Here is a 20,700-nt window from a genome sequence, read left to right as displayed (position 1 = left end):
ATCAATTTAGACTTGCAGGGGTGCTTTTTAGCAACTTTTAATCGATACACAACGCTTTAATTGCTTGCGCGTAAATTTCCATTGCTTTGAACATATCAGCTAATGGCCATTGCTCATTTGCTTGGTGCATATAATCAGGCGTTGTTGGCAACATTCCACCAAAGGCAACACAATTATTCATTGTCCGGGCAAATGTCGCACCACCTGAAATTTGGGGCTGAGCATCTTTATCGCCTGTTTGCTTCTTATAAATATCCATTAATGTCTTAACCAGCTTGCTATCTTTAGGTACATACAGAGGAGCTAGGTAATCAAAATGGACATATTCAAGATCATATGGTGCAACTTTCTCGCTCAATTTAGCAATTAACTTATCACGATCCACAGTAACAGGAATTCGTAAATCAATCTGCATCCGTGTTTCTTTTTCGTTGATCTCTAAACTTGAAATATTAAAGGTTAGCTGACCAGATTCATCTTTTACTTCACCGAGAACATTACTACCAGTAGCGTCCTCTTTAAATAACTTACCAATGAAATCTAACGGTTTAAAGTCAAAAACATCATCAAGAGCAATTGCTAATCGTAATACCGCATTAGTTCCCTTAGGCGCCATCATGGCATGAACTGATTTTCCAATAACTGTGATTGATTGACCATCACTAGTATACTCAAAACCATGTTTATCGAGGGCAGCCTTTACTTCATCCTGCTTTGGACCATCATAAACTGCGCTATCGGGAACCGCATTGAATGCGTTCTTCAAACTAATCTTCAACTTGTCAGTTCCTGGCCCTACAAGATATGACTGTTGAAGGCCTTTTTCAGCATAGATTAACGGAAATTCGGCGTCTGGTGAAATTCCACTATCAATTGGCGCTTCTTTTTTATTATATTCAGCAATTCCCCGCCATAAAATTTCCTCGTCAGTTCCATAGATAAAACGAATCCGTTGATTAAAATGATAACCTTGGTCCATCAATGCTTTAACTGCAAATAATGCCGCAATCCCCGGACCTTTATCATCTTGTGATCCACGACCGTAAACTGCATTATCGATCACTGTCCCTTTAAATGGGTCATGATCCCACTTGCTTAAGTCACCAGCAGGAACAGTATCAAGATGGCAAATAATTCCGAATACCTTCTCACCACTACCAACTTCTGCATAACCATAATAACCAGCTGGATCCTCATAAGTCTTAAATCCTAATTCATCACAAATCTTCATCATTTCATCGAGAGCATTCCGAATACCACGACCAAATGGTGCTCCGTCTTCTGCAGGCTGATTATATGACGGTACTGAAATCAATCGTTCCAACGTCTTAGTCGCAGCTTGCTGGTCTTTTTCTGTAATAATCTCTGTCATTATCTTAACCTCCTACAACAATGCAGCAACGCCTAGAAATACACACGTTGCAATAAAGAGATAGATCATTAATTTAAGCATCCACTTCCACCAAATACTGATATTGATGTGAGCAATTGCTAGTGCCCCCATTACCACGGCAGACGTTGGTGTAATCAAGTTAACCCAACCTGAGGCAGCTTGGTAAGCAGTAATAACAAGACTACCAGAAACGTGGGCAAAGTGCCCCATTGGTCCGATAATCCCCATTGTTGCTGCTGCTAAACCAGAAGTTGATGGAATTAGGAATGACATTGGGATATAGAAAATATACGTCAAAATAATAAAGACAGTTTGTGATAAGCCATTTAGACCTACTTCTGCCCAGTGGAGAACCGTCCCAGTAATCATACCGTCATTCATGACAACCTGGATTCCCCGGGCAACTGCCACAATAATTGCAACGCTTAAGAAATCACTCATTCCAGACATAAAGGCATCAATAAATTCGCTTTCCTTCATGTGATAAACTGCCATGATCAATACTGACATAAAGAGGAACAGCATCGTGATTTCATTAAAGTACCATGTTCCTAGCGGGGCCATATCATGACCAAGTAGGTCACCAAGGAATGGGATATTAACTAACCACTTAGTTAAATTATCAAAAAATGTCCAGTGACTATTTAGGTTCGTCCATGGAATCAACCCTAAAATCATAATGACAAAGGTAATTCCAAATAGCCAAATAACCGTTTTTTGCCGCCCAGTCATCTTATGGTCATCATCTAAATTAGTCTTAATCAAGAACCGCTTTTCGTCTTCAGCACGTTGGTTGTACACTAGCGACTTAGTTGGGTCCTTTTCAATTACTGATGCATAATGATAAACATAAGCAATACTAATAGCAATGGTAATAATCAACAATATTACCCGGGAAACAAGTCCGTCCCCTGGTGAAATATTTAATGTTTGTGAGGCTACCCCTGTCGCAAACGGGTTAACAGTTGATGCAAGGCAACCAACCTGACTACCAACAAGGGCAATTGCAACTGCCACAATTGAATCAAAACCGACACCCATCATTACTGGAATTAACAATGGATAAAAAGCAATCGTTTCTTCCCCCATTCCATATGTCGAACCACCGAGCGCAAATAATAACATCAAAATCGGAATTAATTGCTTTTCACGACCCTTATAGCGACGAACAATCGAACTAATTCCTTCGTTTAAGGCATTAGTTTTGTTTACAACCCCAAGAAAGCCACCAATAACTAAAATAAAAAGCGAGATTGAGATTGCTCCATCGGTCTTTTTATCACCAACCATCCCAATCACTGGTGCCATAAAGATATTCCAAATTCCCTGTGGTTTACTCGTTACTGTCTTATAGGTCCCAGAAATAATATTTCCTGCTTTATCGGTTGCATATGTCCCTGCTGGAATAATCCACGTTAAAATTGCAATTAAAATTATAATAATGAATAAAATTGTAAACGCAGATGGCATATGAAAGCGATGTTTCTTTTTTTCTTGCGCTTCTTGCACAATAGTCACCCCTTTTGTAAAAAAATAGATACACTTTTATTTTAATTCACCTTGAAAACGGCTTCAACTTAATAAGGCAATTATTAAAATCAAAGATAAAAAGAATGCTATAATTAGCATGTAATACGATAACTTACTTTAAGGAGGAGAACATAATGGCAATGGATCCAAATAAAGCCCAAGACGTTTGGAAAGACGCGGGCGAACATGTTCAATTCACAGTACTAGAGTTAAAACGGCAAGATCGAGAAAAAGAACAAGAGGCAATCCAAGAATTTGTTGATCGCTTCCAAGCAATTACTCGCTCTCTCCGTATTCGTGATAATAAAGGGAATCTAAAGGTCTCACTTGGTTTTAGTAATGATGCATGGGATTACCTATTCCCAAATGCACCAAAGCCAAAAGAACTTGAAACATATCAGACACTAACCGGGCCAAAATATAAGATGCCAGCAGCGGAAGGTGATATTTTCCTTCATATCCGTGCAAATGACGAAGCAGTTGTTTATGAATTTATGGCCCAATTAATGCTTTTCGTAAAGGATATTACTAACGTTGTCGATGAAACTAAGGGGTTCCGCTACTTTGAAGGTCGAGCAATCATTGGTTTTATCGATGGAACGGAAAATCCTGAACCACAAGATGCAGCGGACTACGCCATTATCGGTGATGAAGATCCAACATTTGAAAATGGGTCATATGCCTTTGCACAAAAGTGGCGTCACAATATGGATATCTGGAATAAATTAACCACCGAAGATCAAGAAAAAGCGGTTGGTCGAAAGAAATTCTCTGACCTTGAACTTAGTGAACAAGAAAAGTTCAAAAATGCTCACAACGTTACTTCTCAGGCCGAAATTGATGGGGTTGAACAAAAGATTGTCCGGATGAACGTTCCTTACTCCGACCCTGCTTCTGGTAATACTGGAACATTCTTTATCGGTTATTCACGTCACTGGACTGTCACAAAGAAGATGCTAGAGAATATGCTAGAAAAGAATGATTACCTGCTAACATTCTCTGATATCCTCGGTGGTCAATTATTCTTTATTCCATCGCGGCCAATGCTTGATAAGATTGCTGACGGTGAATTAAATTAAGTTATTGACAAGATAATCCTAAATTGTTATATTAAGTGCATCAAATTTTAGGAGGGGTCATCCATTGAAATTTTAATTCTACACAATTTAGCGTATCTATTACTGTCTGATAATGCAGGGAGATACTATGGGTAGGATTTTATATTTCAATGCTTGACTGATAAGTGTACTAGTGGTTTAGTGACACTACTTTTTAAGGTCTACCCAGTTGGGGAGGCCTTTTTTATTTTCCTACTCTTTCCTGCTGTCCATGAAAGGGTGATTTTTATCGAACCAATTATAATCAATGACTTAACTTTTGCCTATCCAGGGCAAAAACCACTTTTTAACCATTGCGACCTCAACCTAAGCAGTGACTGGAAGCTTGGCCTCTTAGGACGAAATGGACGTGGTAAAACAACCCTCTTTAGAATTCTCCAAAATCAATTAGCTTACCTGGGGCAAGTTCAAGCTAGCCTCAACTTTGGCTATTATCCATTAAAAATTATCGATCCCAATGAGCTAGTCTGGAATAACATTAGTGAAGTTGCACCACAAACAGAACAATGGCAAGTGGAGCGAGAATTAAACTTAATGGCTACCGACCCTGCTTTATTATGGCAACCAGTAAAAACGTTAAGCGGTGGCGAACAAACGAGGATAATGCTTGCTACCTTGTTTGCACAAAATGATTTATTCCCATTACTTGATGAACCGACAAACCACCTTGACCAGCACGGGCGAAAATTAATTGCGCAATACTTAAAACAGAAACAAACCGGCTTTATCATTACCAGTCATGACCAACATTTTCTTGACCAAATCATTGACCATACACTTGTAATTGAACAGCATCAATTAATACTTGAACACGGTAATTACAGTAGTTACTTTAAGCAAAAACGCGTCAGGGATAAAGATGCAATTAACTCAAATGAACAGCTGCTTAAAGAGATCCACCATCTAAAGAAAGTGCAATCTACTAAGAAGCAGTGGGCACAACGAGCTGAAAGCGAAAAGAAAAACAATTCTCATGCAGACAAAGGATTCATCGGCGCAAAGGCAGCAAAGATGATGAAAAAATCAGTAATTGTAAATAATCGGCTCAATAAAGCAATTACTGAGCGTGAAGGATTACTCCAAGACGTTGAGACTACCGTGCCATTAACCATTAACTTACAGCCAACGCACCTCCAAGAATTACTTCATATCACTGATCTTTCACTTAGTTATCCGGGGCATTCGCTATGTTCCAATTTATCATTTACCGCCAATTCTCACGATCAAATTCTTATCTGTGGTAATAACGGAACAGGAAAATCTAGTCTTTTTCACGCAATTTGTGGTAATTTCACGGGTAACCAATCAGGTGAAATTAGATTGAGCAGTAAGCTAAAAGTGAGCGTTGTTCGGCAAGATTATCATCATCATGGAACCCTCCGTGAATTCGCAAAGTATTATCAACTAAATTATGCTGACTTTCTCAACCTCCTGCGAAAATTTGGAATGAAACGAGAGAGCTTCAATACGCCAATTGAAGATATGAGCATGGGGCAACAAAAGAAAGTTGAATTAGCTCGTTCACTCGTCGAACCAGCACAATTCTATTTATGGGACGAGCCGCTTAATTACCTCGACACCTATAACCAGGATCAACTAATTAAATTAATTCAAACTGTCCGTCCACCAATGTTAATCATCGAACATGACCAACACTTTATTGATGAAATAGCAACTAAACAGATTAATATTTAAAATTCCCCAGGAAATAAAATAAGAAGCAAGTCTTAAAAAACTTACTTCCTATTTTTTACGCCAAGTGCAATTCATTGAGCCAATCAAGAAACAATGGGAACCATTTTCCCATATGTTCATCAACCCGGTCACCATTAACAATTCCCGTATATTTATTTGCCAAGGCAATCCCATGTCCACCAGTACCAAATTCATGGAGTTCAAACGGAACATCATGGTGGGCTAATGCATTGGCATATACTTGAACATGATCAACAAATGGCGTTAAATCATCTTTTATTGAGCCCCACATAAATGTTGGTGGAGTTTGCTTAGTTACTAGCTCAGCAACATTTTCTGTCGTCACGCCCATCCGTTCATCAATGGTTGGTTGGATAACAGGATAGCCAAGTGCCGCAAACTTGGCTTTTGTCTCTTTAATGTTACTATATGCCGCCGCCAATTGACCGCCTGCTGAAAAGCCAATAATACCTAAGCGCTTTGGATCTACTTGTAGTTCTTCAGCATGGTCAACAATATAGTCAAAGGCCTCACTAATCGCAATTTTAGCATTTTCATAATTTTTATGTTCTACTACCGGATATCGAACAACAAATGACTGCCAAGCATGAGTAGCCATGGTTACTGCTACCCGCTCTGAGTCCCTTTCCATAATTTGGTTATAACTGCCTCCTGGAACAATAACAATTCCTGGTAACGGCCGATCTGTCTTACTCTGATAAATATCAAGCGATGAATAAGGCTGCATCAAGGTTATATTTTTAATTTTCATTTTGTCACCTCATTTGATTTAAAATGTCCCTGCTTTAAGTCTACTTTAGCTAACGATACAAGATGAGTTCGATACCGTAATTTATAGTATAACCATAAAATAAATAAAAGCGGAACACTAAGATAAGTCAAAATAACTTCTTGCCAATTACCATGTAAAATTGCCGTTGGATTTTGGCCAATAATCACCACTGCACATAAAAGTAAGGCTAGGATTGGACCAACAGGATAAAAAGCAGCATGGTACCGCAAGTCATTAGCATTATATCCCTGAATCTTTAGAGCTCGCCGAAAACGTAGGTGCGCAGCGGCCATCCCCATCCAGGTCAGGAAACCAGCTAAACCACTTGAATCAATCAAAAACTCGTAAATGCCCGGACCAAATATTCCTGTTAAGAAGGTTAGCGATGCCACTAATGTCGATGCTAATAATCCATAAATAGGAATTCCACGCTGATTGGTTACACCAAAAATTCGCCAGGCCTGTCCTTCATGTGCCATCGCATAAATCATCCGTGTTGAAGCATACATTCCTGAATTAGCGGCTGATATTACTGCCGTCAAAATCACAGCATTCATTACACTGGCTGCAAATGCCAACCCCGCACGCCGGAAAACAAGGGTAAAGGGGCTAATTGTAATGTCCTTAACTGAAGACCCGAGTAAGTTTGGACTAGTATAAGGCAAAATACATGCAATTACAAAGATTGATAAAACATAGAATAGTAAAATCCGCCAAAAAGTAGAATGAATAGCCCGTGGGATACTCTTTGCCGGTGTGGCTGATTCACCTGCCGTAATTCCAACCAATTCAGTCCCTTGAAAGGAAAAACCAGCAACCAAAAATACACTTAAAATTGCTGGAAAGCCCCCCACAAATGGTGCTTGCTTATAGGTTAAGTTATGAAAGCCAATCGTTTTTCCACCCATAATGCCTAAAATAACTGCAAATCCAACAATTAAAAATAAAATAACGGTAATTACCTTAATAATCGCAAGCCAATACTCAACTTCGCCAAATGAGCTAACCGCTAACGCATTAACAATAATAATATAAACCAATACGGCCAAGCTAAATAGCCAACTAGGAATATTAGGAAACCAAAAATTCATCACAATTCCTGCAGTTGTACTATCAACGGCAACAGTTAACGCCCAGTTAAACCAGTATATCCAGCCCATTGAAAATCCTAATGCCGGATCAATAAACTTAGTACAGTAAGTCGCAAATGAGCCACTAACAGGCATAAAAGTTGCCATCTCACCAAGGCTAGTCATTAAGAAATACACCATTATCCCCATCACTGCATAGCCAATAATTGCTCCTCCTGGCCCCGCAGTATGAATAGCTGAACCACTAGCAACAAATAATCCGGTTCCAATCGAACCACCAAGGGCAATCATTGCTAAATGACGGGTTTTTAATAAACGCCGAACATGATTTTCTTTTTTATTATCCACACCAAATCATCTTCTCTCAAATTTCAATAATTAGTTTTTTACGCGACATGAAAGGGCTTTTATTAGGATTTACCCTTGTTTATTATAAAACTTTTGCTAAAGTGTTAGAGGATATAATAAATCGAGGGGATTGATTATTTTATGAGTATCATGAAAACAAGGTCATTTTGGCTAGCAGCTATTATGACCTTGATTTGTTCTGTTGCCGGGGTACTTCTTGCTAAGCTACCCTACGTTAACTTAATTGGGGCATTAGTAATTGCCCTGTTACTAGGGATTGCAATGCAGTTAACACCCGCTAGCCTACGCAATGAAGCGCAAGGTGGAATTGGCTTTATTTCTAACAAGTTTTTACGACTTGGAATCATCTTGCTTGGTTTTCGGTTAAATCTCGAAAAGCTAGCAGCTGCAGGTGTTAAGACAATCTTAGTTGCTGCGGTCGGTGTTGCTGGGACAATTGTCCTCACTTACTGGTTAAGTCGTAAATTCGGTGCCGAAGATGAACTAGCGATCCTTTCTGCATGTGGTTGCGGTATTTGTGGAGCAGCCGCGGTAATGGGGGTTTCACCACAAATTGAGACTGACGATGAAGAACGAAAACGAGAAAATGAAGTTCTTGCTGTCGCCGTTGTCTGTGTAATGGGAACTGTCTTTACGCTTCTAGAGATTGGAATTAAGCCTCTGCTTGGCCTTACTGACCCCCAATTTGGAATTGTCGCTGGCGGATCACTTCATGAAATTGCCCACGCGGTCGCTGCCGGAGGTGCCTTTGGTGAAGCTAGTCTTGATAATGCATTAATTATGAAATTATCACGGGTGTTACTTTTAGCACCAGTTGCATTGATTGTTGGTTACTGGTATCAACACCGACTAATCAAAGAAAGTGAAGAAGAACATACAAAGGAACCAAAGAAACTACCAATTCCATGGTTCTTAGGCGGTTTTATCCTAACCAGTGTTCTTGGGACTTTCTTACCATTCTCAACTGCTTTCTTGGATGGATTAGTCCAAGCCGCTTACATTTTCCTTGGAATGGCAATGGCTGCCCTTGGTGTTTCGGTAAACTTCAAAGTTATTTTCAAACGTGGCGGTGCTGTTTTCGGGGCGGCCGCAATTAGTTCTGTTTGTTTACTAGTATTTATGATTATTATGAGTAAAATATTCTTTTAACTAAAAGGATGAGGCTGATGAGAAATATGCTTTCTCGCCAGCCCCGTTTTTTTATTTAACTGATTTTCCTAATCGGTATGCTTCATCAACATGCTTAGCTAATTTTGCGTCATTCCATGAATCAGCTGCTAAGACACTGCCAACATGCTCCCACCGCATATATTTTAATAGCTGATCAAAATATAAATTAAGTGAAGCAAACGCATCTTCTTGACCATAACCGCTGACCAACGTAATTGATTTCTTATCGCCGTGTAATTCATGATTGTAGTTATAGAAACGATCAATTACAGCTTTTAATGCTGCATTAATACCATAGTAATAAAGCGAGCTAACTAGGACTACCAAATCTGCATCTAATAATTTGGGCATTACTTCATTAGTCACAATATCATTAGGTTCAATTGCTACTTCAGCACCAGGATGATTATCTTCTAATTTAATCGGCGAAAATTCATCAGTCCTTCTTCCGGCATCAAAGCGATAAACCTCATTACCAGCTTCAACAGCACCCTTTTCAAAAGCATCAGCTAGTTGCTCTGATGTACCGGGATGATGGGGACTTCCTGTTAACATAACAATTTTCATCAAATCGCATCCTTTCTTACTTTATTATAGTAAGTTTGCAATTAAAAAGATAATACTTTAATTGGATAGTAATAGATAGCTAAGTTGTATCATTGGTTAGTATACTTAGCAAAATACTCTGCGGCTTTTTCCTTCGGTATATCAAGAATCTCCCCAATCCCTTGAATAATTTGTTGATCATCCAAATGCTGCTTATAAGAAAAGTTAATATAGTTCTGAACAGCTTCTTCTTTTCCCTCATTCTTACCAGCACGACGCGCATCCATTAAATCTAGTTCAAATTTCATATAGCCCCGTCTCCTCTCTGGATTATTCTTCACAGCTTGAACTTCCTTTTGAACCTGTTGAACAAGTAAATCATCTGGAACTACTTGATTTCGCATTAATTGAAGGAAGCCCCGAATTTGCTCATTACCATTAAATTGTTTTGCTTTTGCATTAAAAATAACAACAGTCCGATTATCACCAAGTTTTAATTGACGATCTTCAACACAAGTACAATCAAAACGATATTTTGCCCACCCACGACCAAAGTAATCAAAATTACAAAACATAATCACGTATGTCGGATAATGGGCTAATTTATTGTAGTCTGCTCCCGGTTCTAATAAATCATTATCAATTTGCTCTTGATAATATCGTAATCGTGATGGAATATTATGCTCATTTTTCATTTGCATTTCGACTACATAAATGCGCTGATGGTCATCTTCTGCATAAACATCATAACGGACACTACGATCAACCGCCAAAGTTGCCACTTCCTTTTGAGTTGTGATCTGTTTTATCTTATTAATTTTCAATTCTGGTAGTGCTCGCTGAATTAAGTTAAGGCAAATAGCCTTGTTCTGCATTACTAATCCAAACATCGGATCACTTGTAATCGTCATGTTATACCATTGCTGCTCAATTCTGCGAATATCTTGTTGACGTACACTTTCTCTACTCATTTACTTAACTCCATTATATAAGATTTAGGTCAAATTATCCCCCTACATAATAAATACGTAAAAAAATAAGATTTGCACTCTCAAAATTTCAAAAAATTAAATAACTTTTTCCAGAACGATCCTTTTTCAAGCTGATTACTTGGACTTTTGATATACGCTTGCGCAGTAATAAAACGAAAAATATTCATCCCCTACACCCCATAAATATTATTACTAAGATAGCGTTCACTGGAATCTGGAAAGACCGTCACAAGATTAGCGCCTTCTGGTAATTCTTTTGCAACTTCTAAACTAGCCGCAAGTGCTGCACCACTCGAACTACCAATAAAGAGGCCGAGATTCTTAGCAGCCCAGCGGACATAATAAAAGGCATCATCATCACTAATCGTCTTCACACCGGTATATTTTAACTCTTTGAAAAACGGTGGAATGAATTCAACCCCAATGCCTTCTGTGCGGTGACTGTGGGCAGGTCCACCATTCAGGATTGATCCCGCTGGCTCGACTACGTATCCCTTTAATTGTGGGTAAACATCATGAAGGGACTTATAAATTCCAGCAAAGGTCCCACCACTTCCGGCGCCAGCTACAAAGGCATCAATTGGCTCATCTCTAAGATCTGCAAGAATCTCAGGCCCTAATGTACGTTGGTAAACATCAGGATTAGCGGTATTTTGGAATTGCAATGGAACATAAGCATCCCCAATCTCAGCAGCTAATTGCTTTGCCTTTGTAATCGCCCCTTTAATGCCATCCTCACTAGGGGTATTAATCACTTCTGCACCCAAAGCACGCATCAAAGTCTGCTTTTCAAAACTAAACTTTGCTGGCACAACCAGTTTAACTGGCAAACGATATTTTAAGGCTGCAAGTGCTACCCCAATTCCCGTATTACCAGCGGTCGGTTCAATAATCGTTGTGGTCGAATGAACCTTACCTTCATTAAATCCCCGTTGAATGAGTGCCATTCCCAAACGGTCCTTAATGCTTCCACCTGGATTAAACATTTCAAGCTTGGCGTAAATGTTAACTTTATTAGGTGTTTCCATTGGTAAATGCATCAGCGGGGTGTGACCAATTAAATCATATGTATTTTCAACTAACATCTGAGATCCTTCTTTCTCAAAGTATACAAAAAAGGCGCAAATTCAAGATTAGTTCTTGGATCTACGCCTTATGTGATATCAACTTGATAGTAATTCAGTTAAAAATGAGTATACCAAAAAGTGAGTCGCATAAGACGCGATTCACAACAACAAGTATTTGCGTTAACAAAATAATTGTTTTTCATCAGTATTCCCTCGTATTTCAAATTACAGTTATCATAACGAGCAAAAAGTAAGTTGTCAAGATTTTTATCAAGGTTGATCCAAAAGCAGGTGTAGAATAAGATTAATTACTTTTTACGAGGAGTTATTTTCATGAAAGAACACGGATTGTTGTTAGTTAACCTTGGATCACCGGCCAGCCCGACGACTCCTGACGTTAAACGCTACTTACAGGAATTCCTTAGTGACCGTAACGTAATTGAGATGCCACCAGCTCTATGGCAACCACTTCTCCGAGGAATTATTTTGCCAACACGATCATGGCGATCGGCTACTTTTTACCGTAATTGCTGGATGAAGGAAGGCTCGCCACTAATTGTCTACACCCAACGACTTACTGCCAAAGTTCAGGCATTAATGCCCGACTGGGTGGTTAAAATGGCAATGAACTATGGTCGACCATCAATTACTGATACTCTCGCTGAGATGAAAAAAGAATGCAAAAAAATAGTTGTCCTCTCCCTCTTCCCTTTCTTCACGCAAAGTACTACCCAAACAATTATTGACAAGGTTCATGCGGTTGATCCTAACATTCAAATTATTGATCGCTTTTCAGCCGAAGATCATTACTTATCACTGCTGACAAGGCAAATCCAGGACGCCTGGGATTACGGAAACTACGACAAGCTCTTAATCTCCTACCATGGAATCCCGACTGCAATGGTTAAACATGGTGACCCCTACCAAAAAGAAACAGAGGCGGCCACGGCTGAATTAATCAAGCGACTCGATATCCCCGAAAAACAAATTAAGATGACCTACCAGTCAAAATTTGGGCCAATGCCCTGGTTGAAGCCCTATCTTCGTAATGTCTTATTAAACGAAGCCCAGCTGGGACACCGTAATATTCTAGTGGCGGCCCCATCCTTTGTCGCTGATTGTCTTGAGACGCTTGAAGAAGATAGTACCCAAAATTATCAAGTATTCCGGGAAAATGGTGGCAATGACTTAACAATGGTCCCTTCGCTAAACGATTCACCAGCGTTTGCTAAGTTTATCGTCGACCTGGTAAGACAAAAGGTGACACAATGAAGCAAAAAAGTTTAGATGAAATCAATGGAAGTGTTGATGTTCCGAACGTATACGAAAGTGCATTCTGGCAAAAGTTTCTAGCATACAGCGGTCCAGGAGCCTTAGTGGCAGTCGGCTACATGGATCCTGGTAACTGGCTGACTTCGCTTGCTGGGGGTAGTCAGTATCGTTACCAGCTACTCGTAATCCTATTCACCGCAATTCTCATTGCCATGTTTATGCAATCATTATCAATTAAACTCGGGGTAACAACACGGACAGACCTCGCGCAGGCAATTGCTGATCACTTACCGACACCTCTCCGGATCGTTATGTGGCTGCTAAATGAAGTAGCGATGATGGCAACTGATTTAACTGGAGTTGTTGGGACAGCCGTTGCGTTAAACATGCTATTTCAGTTACCGCTCCTGATTGGCGTAATTTTAACGATTGCTGACGTACTTGTTGTCCTCTTCTTCCTTCATTTTGGAATTAGACGAATTGAGTTTATCGTCCTTGCTGCGATCTTAACGGTTGGAGTAATCTTTGCTATCGAAGTATGCCGGGCACATCCCCAGTTTGCTGCAATTTTGGACGGCTTTATTCCCCGTCAAGTTATCTTTACCAACCACAGTGAACTATTGATCAGTCTGGGAATTGTCGGCGCAACAATCATGCCCCATAATATCTACCTACATTCATCCCTTGCGCAAAGTCGGCGCTACGATGAACATGATCCAAAACAAGTCAAAGAAACGCTGCGTTTTGCAAACTGGGATTCTTTGATCCACCTTTTCATGGCCTTTATCGTCAACGCTCTTTTGTTAGTGCTTGGCGGAACACTTTTCTTCCACGCTGCTAGTCTTGGTAGTCTGGAGGATGTCTTCTTTGGTCTTAAAAATCCACATATCGTTGGTAGCCTCGCTAGTCCGCTCATGAGCTGGCTCTTTGCCTTTGCCCTGCTGATTACCGGGTTAATTTCTTCAATTACCAGTACTCTTGCCGGACAAATCGTGATGGAAGGTTTTATCAATATTCGCTTACCGTTATGGCAACGACGGTTATTAACCCGGGCAGTTACTCTTGTCCCTATTCTGATCATTGGTTTTATGATTAATTTCAATGAAGAGCAGTTCGAACAATTAATCATTTACGCCCAAATTGTCTTGAGTATTGCGCTCCCATTCACCCTATACCCCTTAGTAGCCCTAACCGGAAGTAAAAAGATGATGGGCCAGCATGTCAATTCACTTTGGCAAACTGTTCTGGGGTATTTGTTAGCCAGTTTGGTTACCGGGTTAAATTTGCTTATTCTGTTTTAATTTTTTCACTGTTCTGCTCTTAATTTCAGTATTCTGCATTTTCTCTGCAATTTCAGTATTTTTCCTTTATTTTCAGTAAGTAGTAATGATATATTCAATACTGAAATTTGTCATTGTAAGGGATAGACAGCTTATGCTAAACGTATTTATTCTGGAAGACGATCCAATTCAGCTCCAACAAATGAAAAATAATATTGAAAAGATTGGCGCCAATTTAGATATTGAAGTTGACTGCAAAATCTTCGCTGATATTGATGACTTAAGAAAAAGCCTTCCTCAACCAAGTCGGTCTAATGTCTTCATTTTAGATCTCGAAATTAATGGTATTAAAAATGCTGGTCTTGAGTTCAGTAAGAAAATACGAGCTCATGACCAGCTTGCTTCGTTAATTTTTATTACGGTTCATGATGAATTCTTATACCGTACTTATAAGTATCGAGTTAGCGCTTTAGACTTTATTGCAAAAGACTATAGTGATATTTATGCTGAGTTGCAAAAAGATATTCAACAAGTTCAAACGCAACTTCAAGCAAGTAATAATGAAAAACCATTTGTTTATAAGGATTATTCAAATATAATCAAAATCGACTTTATGAATATCAATTATTTTGAATCGAATTCATCCAATTCCCATTCATCAATCTTAAATACTGTTAATAATCAGCAACGACAATTAAACCATAATCTCCGTGATATTGAAAAAATGGACCATCGTTTTTTCCGTGCTCACCGGAGTTATTTAGTTAATTTACGACAAATAGATCACGTGGACCCCCGAAAAGGAATTATTTATTTCTATAATGGGGAAACTTGTCCCGTTAGTAAGTTACATATTCGTCACATTTTAAAATTAATCAATTAATAATTTGGAGAAAACTCACTATGCCTTTTTTTGAATTTACTTTCCCGCTCCCTTCTAACTTTGGATCTATTTTTAATTACCTATATGGATTCTGGTTAAATAGTTTCCTAACATCTTTTATATTTTTTAAACTTTTTAGCCTTACTTCTGATATTAAAATTCCAATATACGTATATATTTTAATGACGTTTAGTCTTTCTGGTATATTTGCCCGTTCTCTAGGCGGAATTTTAATTATTATTATTGTTTACTCGTTAATTTTTTACTTTTTTCTCAATCAAAATTATACATATAATCCAATTATCTTTTTCTTGTTAATTGGATTGGGATATTTCTATTATTCTACTTCACTAATTGGATCCCAATACGTCTCATTAGTCTCCTATTTCACTGGTAAATATTCAACGGCTTTTATTAATTATGGCATTAATTTCATATTATTAATTAATTTTGGAATTGCCTATTTTATTTTATCTAAAATGAAGCCTTTAATTCAGCAATATAGTAAAATTGTGATTTCATTGCACCCCGTTATATCTTGGATTGTTAATCTCTTTTTAATTTCATTTCTCGTTTTTAGAAATATTTACCATACCCAATTTTTTAAAGTGAATAATCTTCAGTACGGTCTTACGGGGATTGTCTATGGAATACTAACCTACTTAATCATCAAATATATAACACGTTATTTTCTTTACCAACAGCGTTCAGTTAATCTAGAAAACGAAATGAATAGCTTACAAGTCTATACAAGTCATATCGAAGAAATGTACGATAATTTACGACTTTTCCGTCACGATTATAAAAACCTATTATTAAGCTTAGATGATGCCATTAAACAGCGCAATATTGATCAAGTCGAATCTATCTTTAATCGTGTTATCTTACCAACAAATACAAAAATTGACACACAAAATACTGTTCTTAGCAAATTATCTCAAGTGCAATCATTAGAAATCAAAAGCCTATTGTTTGATAAAGTTTCTTTGGCATTAGAAAAAGGAATCAAAGTTAATCTCGAAATTGAAAAACCGATTACTCCTTCTTCTAAAATCGATACTATTGACCTGATAAGAATTATTTCAATTCTCTTTGATAACGCAATTAACGCCGCTACAAAAGCAAAAGACGGCAAGATTAACTTTGCATTCTTTGATGACCAAAATGATCAAATTCTTATCATTGGTAACACAACTACTGAAGAAAAAGTTGACCTTCAACGATTAACAAAACAATCGTCACGGATTCTTACCCCAGCTGTCCACGGTCTTGGTCTTCGCAATCTCCGTCAACTTCTTTCTCGTTATCCCTTTATTGAAAATCGTCTTGATTCTCATAATCACTATTTTGAGCAAGCTATTATTATCCACCCGAATTAGCTATTAGCACTAATAGCAACCGGGATAATTTTTATAAAATGTACTTGTTGATTTTTACTTTTGCATTTTAAAATATTCGTTGCAGGGACATGGGTGGGATTAAATCCGTTTATTTGCCTTGCTGGAAGTACAATCGCAGAAGATTCTTTAATCGTAATAAATTGTGGACCGGTCAAATAAGTTACCTTCTTGTGAATTCTCAATTGATAATGAGAGGTGTGGGTAAACCTTTTGCCCATAGTAGTAATGTCATTATCGCGAATTAAGTTTTTCCCCCGTTTTCCTCGGCCAAGGTAACCAAGAATAAATTTGTGTTGTGCCTTTTTATTAGAAACATTTTGCTTTGCTACATAATAATCAGTTTGCAATATCCTTTTCTGCTTATTATAGTAATTTATTTGCACATATATGTAGGGACTTAGGGAATTATTGGTAATAGTTTTATTTTTAAATAGCCATCCCAGCCCAACAGCAAATAGAATAACCAAAATAATTGCCGTACCTTTTAATATTTTTGACTTCTTAGTCGCGGTTGGTGAAGTCTGGAAATTATTACTTAATGTATAATGTGGATCTTTTAGCTCGTGGTGACAATTGGGACACCGCTTTGTTCCTAAAGCACAGGTTCTGCCACAGTAAGGACACACAATTCCTAGTATTGAATGATTATTCTTTGAATCAGATGGCATTAAAGTTTCATTCCTTTATTTAATTTGTTCTTAGCAATAAAAATACGACTCCCATTTTGGTGAGCCGTATTTTCATTATACACTTAAAGATTACGTTTTCTTAATTTTAAGCAGGGGTAATTGTTTCATTTTTAACTACGCAAGGTTTTAATGAAGTTACCGTAGTGTCATAGGCAGGATGGATAACCATCCCATCATCATTAAACCCAATTGCATAAACTTTTGCTGGGTTTATTTTAGAATCTTGTCGTTCCTCAATTTCCCGTAAAATGTCTTGTCGATATTCCTGATGCTTGGCTAAAATTCTCTCAGTTCCAACACCCCAGGCAAGGATAATTATGTCCGCCTTTTTCACCTAGTATTTGATCAATTCTTTATTTTTAGAAAGGGTTTGCGAATTCATTGTCTGATAAGCCTTATTAGTTCTGTCAGCAAATAAATCTAATTGAACGAATTTATCAACATACATGTCACTGTCCCGTAAAGTATAGATGGTTTTCTTTAATTCAACTTGTCTCGTTGGTTCAAGAGAACATTTTTTCATATCTTTTCGTGCCGTGTTATTCTCATTATCTCCCTTTGGATTAGCACCAATCGCAACGACAGTTAAAGGTTTTTTATTACCATGATTGGACGACTGGTCAAATAAAAGCGAAATAGCATAACCAGCACTACGAGAGTCGACAACCTCATATGCCGCATATGTAGGAATTTCATCTAAGTTAAAGATTTTCTTTACTTCCTCTTTCGACTTAGAAGTAAATAAGGCTTTTTCCCCTGGCACAAATTTATCTGAATTTTTCAGATTCTTTTCTGTAAAAATTTCATCAAACTCACTCATGATTTAATACCTCCACAGTCGATTAATAACGACGCTTACGAGTTAGACCAAACAACGAAACAAAGGTAGCGAGCCCCAATCCGATAATAGATAGATCTTTATTAGTATAATTTCCTGTTTGTGGAAGGGTAATAGCACTATTATTACTTGCCTTTTGCTGTTTTAGTTGAGCTGTCTTATACTCTTCACGAGTTACGAAACTAGAATTAGATGCACTGCTTTCCACTGCTGTTCTTTTAACAGTTATAGTAGCTGGAGAAGCTAAGCCCGCCTTAGTTTCAAGCGGTTGTTGAGTAACTGTACTTTCATTAACGATTGGGTCATTATCCTTTTTACTATCGTTACCAGTGTCCTTGTTTTGAGCAACAGGAAGCACAATTTGATTAGTATCCCGATTACCGTGAGTAGCCTGTTGGATAGTAAGTTCTTGTTGGGCCTTGGCTAATGCTTGGTTAGTGGCAACTAATGCTTTTGCTGTATCAGCCTGTTTTATCTCTGCATCATTAAGCTTCTGCTGAATATTATCAAGTTTTGTTTGTGCATCCTTAACTGCCTGATTAGCAGCATCAAGATCTGCTTGACTAACATTATCCAATGCCGCTTGTAAGTCATTAACCTTTTGATCAGCTGCTTGCTTAGCATTCTTCCAGTTGTTCAGTGCCGATAAGGCAGCTTGGAGCTTGTTCTTAGCATCCTTGAGGTTACTATTCGCATTATCCAAAGTAGCTTGAGCTTGATCAACTTTTGTTTGTGCATCCTTAACAGCTTGTTGTAATTGGGCAACCCTTGCAGCATTTGATTGGGCAGTTTGCTTATTATGGTTGAATGCTGCCTGTACATCTGCAAGATGTTGGGTTGTTTGCTTAAGCTTGTTTTGCGCATCCGCTTGAGCTTGCTTACTGTGATCAAGCTTCGATTGGGCAGCTGCTAATACTTGCTTAGCATTAGTCAATGCTTGGACAGTTGTTTGTTTAGTGACTGCTGCATTCTTAACACCCTTTTGCGCTTGGGCTAGTGCTGATTGTGCATTGCCAACAGTTCGTTGTAAAGCAGATAAGTCAATTTGACTGCTGATGGTTGAATCAAGCTTGGAAGTGTAATCTGCTGACTTAATTTGATTGGCAGCTTGATCATTTAGTGCAGTAATACCAATGTATGAATGCGCAGTTGCTAAGTTTGAACTACTAGTGGGATCAGTCGCAATCGTAATATAATTTGCAGCACCCGAGCGATCGTTTAAACGATTGCCAAGTAATGTTGCTGCATGATCACCTTGTGTTTGAATCGATGAATCATCTTTAAACATTGCTTGCATTAATTGTAAAAAGATGTCGTACTTTAATTGATCCATTGAATAAGTATCTGGTTCACCCATAATTGGATATGCCAGACTAATACCACGAAGTAATGTAATATTAGAAGCACCAACAACAGACTGATCGATTAATCGACTATTAGAAGGAAGACTATGGCTATGATCTTTATAGTAATAATTCGTATTAAGATCAACATCGATATTAACTTTAACTGGGTTAAGTCCTAACTTAGCGCCAAATGCATTCAACACGTCAGCTGCAAATACTTCTAATTCAGCTTGAGCGTTCGTTCCATGCCCCTGTTTATCAGTCACGTTATAACTCTGTCCGCTAAGGTCATAAGTCGTATCATAATCAGCATCTGACATCACGTCATCCATATGGTTGGTAAAGGCATTGACATTCTTAGTATAAAGCTCATTAAGCATGTCTACTTGCTCTTGACTAAGGTGAGCACCTTCATCAAAGGCTCCTTTCATTAACGTTCCAAAATTGGATGGAATCCACAGAATGTCGACAACGTTCTTCTTAGCCGTTGTAGTTGAACTACTTTGCGCTTGGGCATTCTTCAACGCGGCTTGAGCTTGTGCTAACATTTGCTTTTGTTTATTAGCATCATTAAGGGCCACTGTGTAGTCAATATTAGCCTTATTTACAGCAGTTTGCGCTGCATTTACATTTGAATCCGCAGTTTGAACTGCTGCTGAATCAGCATTAACTTGCTGGTCAGCAGTATTTTTATTTTGTTCAGCAGTGTTTACAGCTGATTGCGCAGCATCAACATCTGCTTGGGTTGTCTCATGCCCTGCACTATCGGCACTCTTTAATGCTTGTTGAGCATTAGCTAAGTTTGATTGGGCTTGACTGCTTGCTACTTGAGCATTACTTACAGCGGATTGAGCCTGCGCAACATTCGCTTGAGCATTAGCAACAGCATTATCTAATTGGCCTTGTGCATTTCCCTGCGCAATAGCCGCTTGACTTTCTTCCGCCTTCTTCAACTCAGTTTCAACTTGACTATGCTTGTCAACCGCTTTTTGAATAGTCGTTTGCTTTGCTTGTGCTTGATTTAAATCAGTTTTAGCTTGAGTAACTGCTTGTCGATCAGTAGCTACTTCAGCCTGTGCCTGATTATTGGCTGCCTGAGCGCTTTGCTGAGCAGTCGTTGCATGCGCTACCTTATCCTTTGCTTGTTCAATTGCATCATTAGTTGTTGCTTCACCAGCAGCTGGCTTAACATCTGCATGAACAGTTGAGGCAGTTAGTCCCCCCCCCC

18 protein-coding genes are annotated in these 20,700 nt (G+C 38.5%); 7 read left to right on the top strand and 11 right to left on the bottom strand.

The genetic code is table 11. The features are described 5' to 3' along the window. Positions 1–37: 37 nt before the first annotated feature. Positions 38–1,372 carry a dipeptidase gene (locus H5S39_RS02465; protein ID WP_182596888.1) on the bottom strand — a complete coding sequence of 445 codons (1,335 nt, stop codon included), beginning with the start codon at positions 1,370–1,372 and terminating at the stop codon, positions 38–40. A 12-nt stretch (positions 1,373–1,384) separates the two neighbouring features. Then, positions 1,385–2,902, bottom strand: coding sequence for a YfcC family protein (locus H5S39_RS02460; protein WP_182596887.1), 1,518 nt, complete (start codon positions 2,900–2,902; stop codon positions 1,385–1,387). A gap of 155 nt (positions 2,903–3,057) precedes the next feature. Here H5S39_RS02460 and H5S39_RS02455 point away from each other — a divergent pair, with 155 nt between their 5' ends. Beyond that, complete coding sequence (locus H5S39_RS02455) at positions 3,058–4,002, top strand: Dyp-type peroxidase (protein WP_182596886.1); 945 nt, start codon at positions 3,058–3,060, stop codon at positions 4,000–4,002. Positions 4,003–4,155: 153 nt separating this feature from the next. Beyond that, complete coding sequence (gene abc-f / locus H5S39_RS02450; RefSeq protein WP_220477028.1) at positions 4,156–5,736, top strand: ribosomal protection-like ABC-F family protein; 1,581 nt, start codon at positions 4,156–4,158, stop codon at positions 5,734–5,736. A gap of 55 nt (positions 5,737–5,791) precedes the next feature. Here abc-f and H5S39_RS02445 read toward each other — a convergent pair whose 3' ends face one another. Both H5S39_RS02445 and H5S39_RS02440 read right to left on the bottom strand, forming a co-directional pair. Continuing rightward, positions 5,792–6,508 (bottom strand): alpha/beta hydrolase, encoded by a 717-nt coding sequence (locus H5S39_RS02445; RefSeq protein WP_182596885.1) that lies wholly within the window; start codon positions 6,506–6,508, stop codon positions 5,792–5,794. Next, complete coding sequence (locus H5S39_RS02440) at positions 6,505–7,968, bottom strand: amino acid permease (protein WP_310735856.1); 1,464 nt, start codon at positions 7,966–7,968, stop codon at positions 6,505–6,507. Before H5S39_RS02440 ends, H5S39_RS02445 begins: the two co-directional genes overlap by 4 nt. Positions 7,969–8,109: 141 nt before the next feature. On the opposite strand from H5S39_RS02440, the gene H5S39_RS02435 reads away from it, so the two are divergent. Further along, positions 8,110–9,138 (top strand): YeiH family protein, encoded by a 1,029-nt coding sequence (locus H5S39_RS02435; RefSeq protein WP_182596884.1) that lies wholly within the window; start codon positions 8,110–8,112, stop codon positions 9,136–9,138. 51 nt (positions 9,139–9,189) lie between these two features. Here the strand turns inward: H5S39_RS02435 and H5S39_RS02430 are convergent, their stop codons facing one another. From H5S39_RS02430 to H5S39_RS02420, 3 genes are all read right to left on the bottom strand, one after another. Continuing rightward, positions 9,190–9,729 carry a flavodoxin family protein gene (locus H5S39_RS02430; protein ID WP_231832885.1) on the bottom strand — a complete coding sequence of 180 codons (540 nt, stop codon included), beginning with the start codon at positions 9,727–9,729 and terminating at the stop codon, positions 9,190–9,192. Between the two features lie 86 nt (positions 9,730–9,815). Next, a complete protein-coding gene (locus H5S39_RS02425; protein WP_182596882.1) occupies positions 9,816–10,676 on the bottom strand; it encodes an Rpn family recombination-promoting nuclease/putative transposase in 861 nt (286 codons plus the stop codon). A 191-nt stretch (positions 10,677–10,867) separates the two neighbouring features. Beyond that, positions 10,868–11,782, bottom strand: a complete 915-nt coding sequence (locus H5S39_RS02420; protein WP_182596881.1) for a PLP-dependent cysteine synthase family protein — start codon at positions 11,780–11,782, stop codon at positions 10,868–10,870. 315 nt (positions 11,783–12,097) lie between these two features. Between H5S39_RS02420 and hemH the strand changes: the two genes are divergently transcribed. The 4 genes from hemH to H5S39_RS02400 all read left to right on the top strand — a co-directional run bounded on the left by hemH (position 12,098) and on the right by H5S39_RS02400 (position 16,578). Then, positions 12,098–13,036 carry a ferrochelatase gene (gene hemH, locus H5S39_RS02415; protein WP_182596880.1) on the top strand — a complete coding sequence of 313 codons (939 nt, stop codon included), beginning with the start codon at positions 12,098–12,100 and terminating at the stop codon, positions 13,034–13,036. After that, positions 13,033–14,337 (top strand): Nramp family divalent metal transporter, encoded by a 1,305-nt coding sequence (locus tag H5S39_RS02410; protein WP_182596879.1) that lies wholly within the window; start codon positions 13,033–13,035, stop codon positions 14,335–14,337. Before hemH ends, H5S39_RS02410 begins: the two co-directional genes overlap by 4 nt. 133 nt (positions 14,338–14,470) lie before the next feature. Beyond that, on the top strand, positions 14,471–15,199 hold the full coding sequence (locus H5S39_RS02405; RefSeq protein WP_182596878.1) for a LytR/AlgR family response regulator transcription factor: 729 nt from the start codon (positions 14,471–14,473) through the stop codon (positions 15,197–15,199). Positions 15,200–15,927: 728 nt separating this feature from the next. Beyond that, positions 15,928–16,578, top strand: a complete 651-nt coding sequence (locus H5S39_RS02400) for a GHKL domain-containing protein (protein WP_182596877.1) — start codon at positions 15,928–15,930, stop codon at positions 16,576–16,578. On the opposite strand, the gene H5S39_RS02395 is transcribed toward H5S39_RS02400, so the two are convergent. From H5S39_RS02395 to H5S39_RS02380, 4 genes are all read right to left on the bottom strand, one after another. Beyond that, the gene (locus H5S39_RS02395; RefSeq protein ID WP_182596876.1) at positions 16,575–17,267 is read right to left on the bottom strand and encodes a hypothetical protein; all 693 of its coding nucleotides are present in this window, start codon (positions 17,265–17,267) and stop codon (positions 16,575–16,577) included. The genes H5S39_RS02400 and H5S39_RS02395 overlap by 4 nt on opposite strands. 106 nt (positions 17,268–17,373) lie before the next feature. After that, positions 17,374–17,622: a hypothetical protein gene (locus H5S39_RS02390; RefSeq protein WP_182596875.1), complete on the bottom strand. Its 249-nt coding sequence runs from the start codon at positions 17,620–17,622 to the stop codon at positions 17,374–17,376. Then, positions 17,623–18,108 carry a hypothetical protein gene (locus H5S39_RS02385; RefSeq protein WP_182596874.1) on the bottom strand — a complete coding sequence of 162 codons (486 nt, stop codon included), beginning with the start codon at positions 18,106–18,108 and terminating at the stop codon, positions 17,623–17,625. A 22-nt stretch (positions 18,109–18,130) separates the two neighbouring features. Further along, on the bottom strand, positions 18,131–20,700 hold a 2,570-nt coding region (locus H5S39_RS02380; protein ID WP_182599956.1), incomplete at its 5' end, for an LPXTG cell wall anchor domain-containing protein.

This window comes from Limosilactobacillus rudii, from assembly GCF_014145455.1.
GTDB classification, from domain to species: Bacteria; Bacillota; Bacilli; order Lactobacillales; family Lactobacillaceae; genus Limosilactobacillus; species Limosilactobacillus rudii.
The sequence above is the reverse complement of the archived record's forward strand: the minus strand, read 5'-3'. Positions and strand labels throughout refer to the sequence as shown.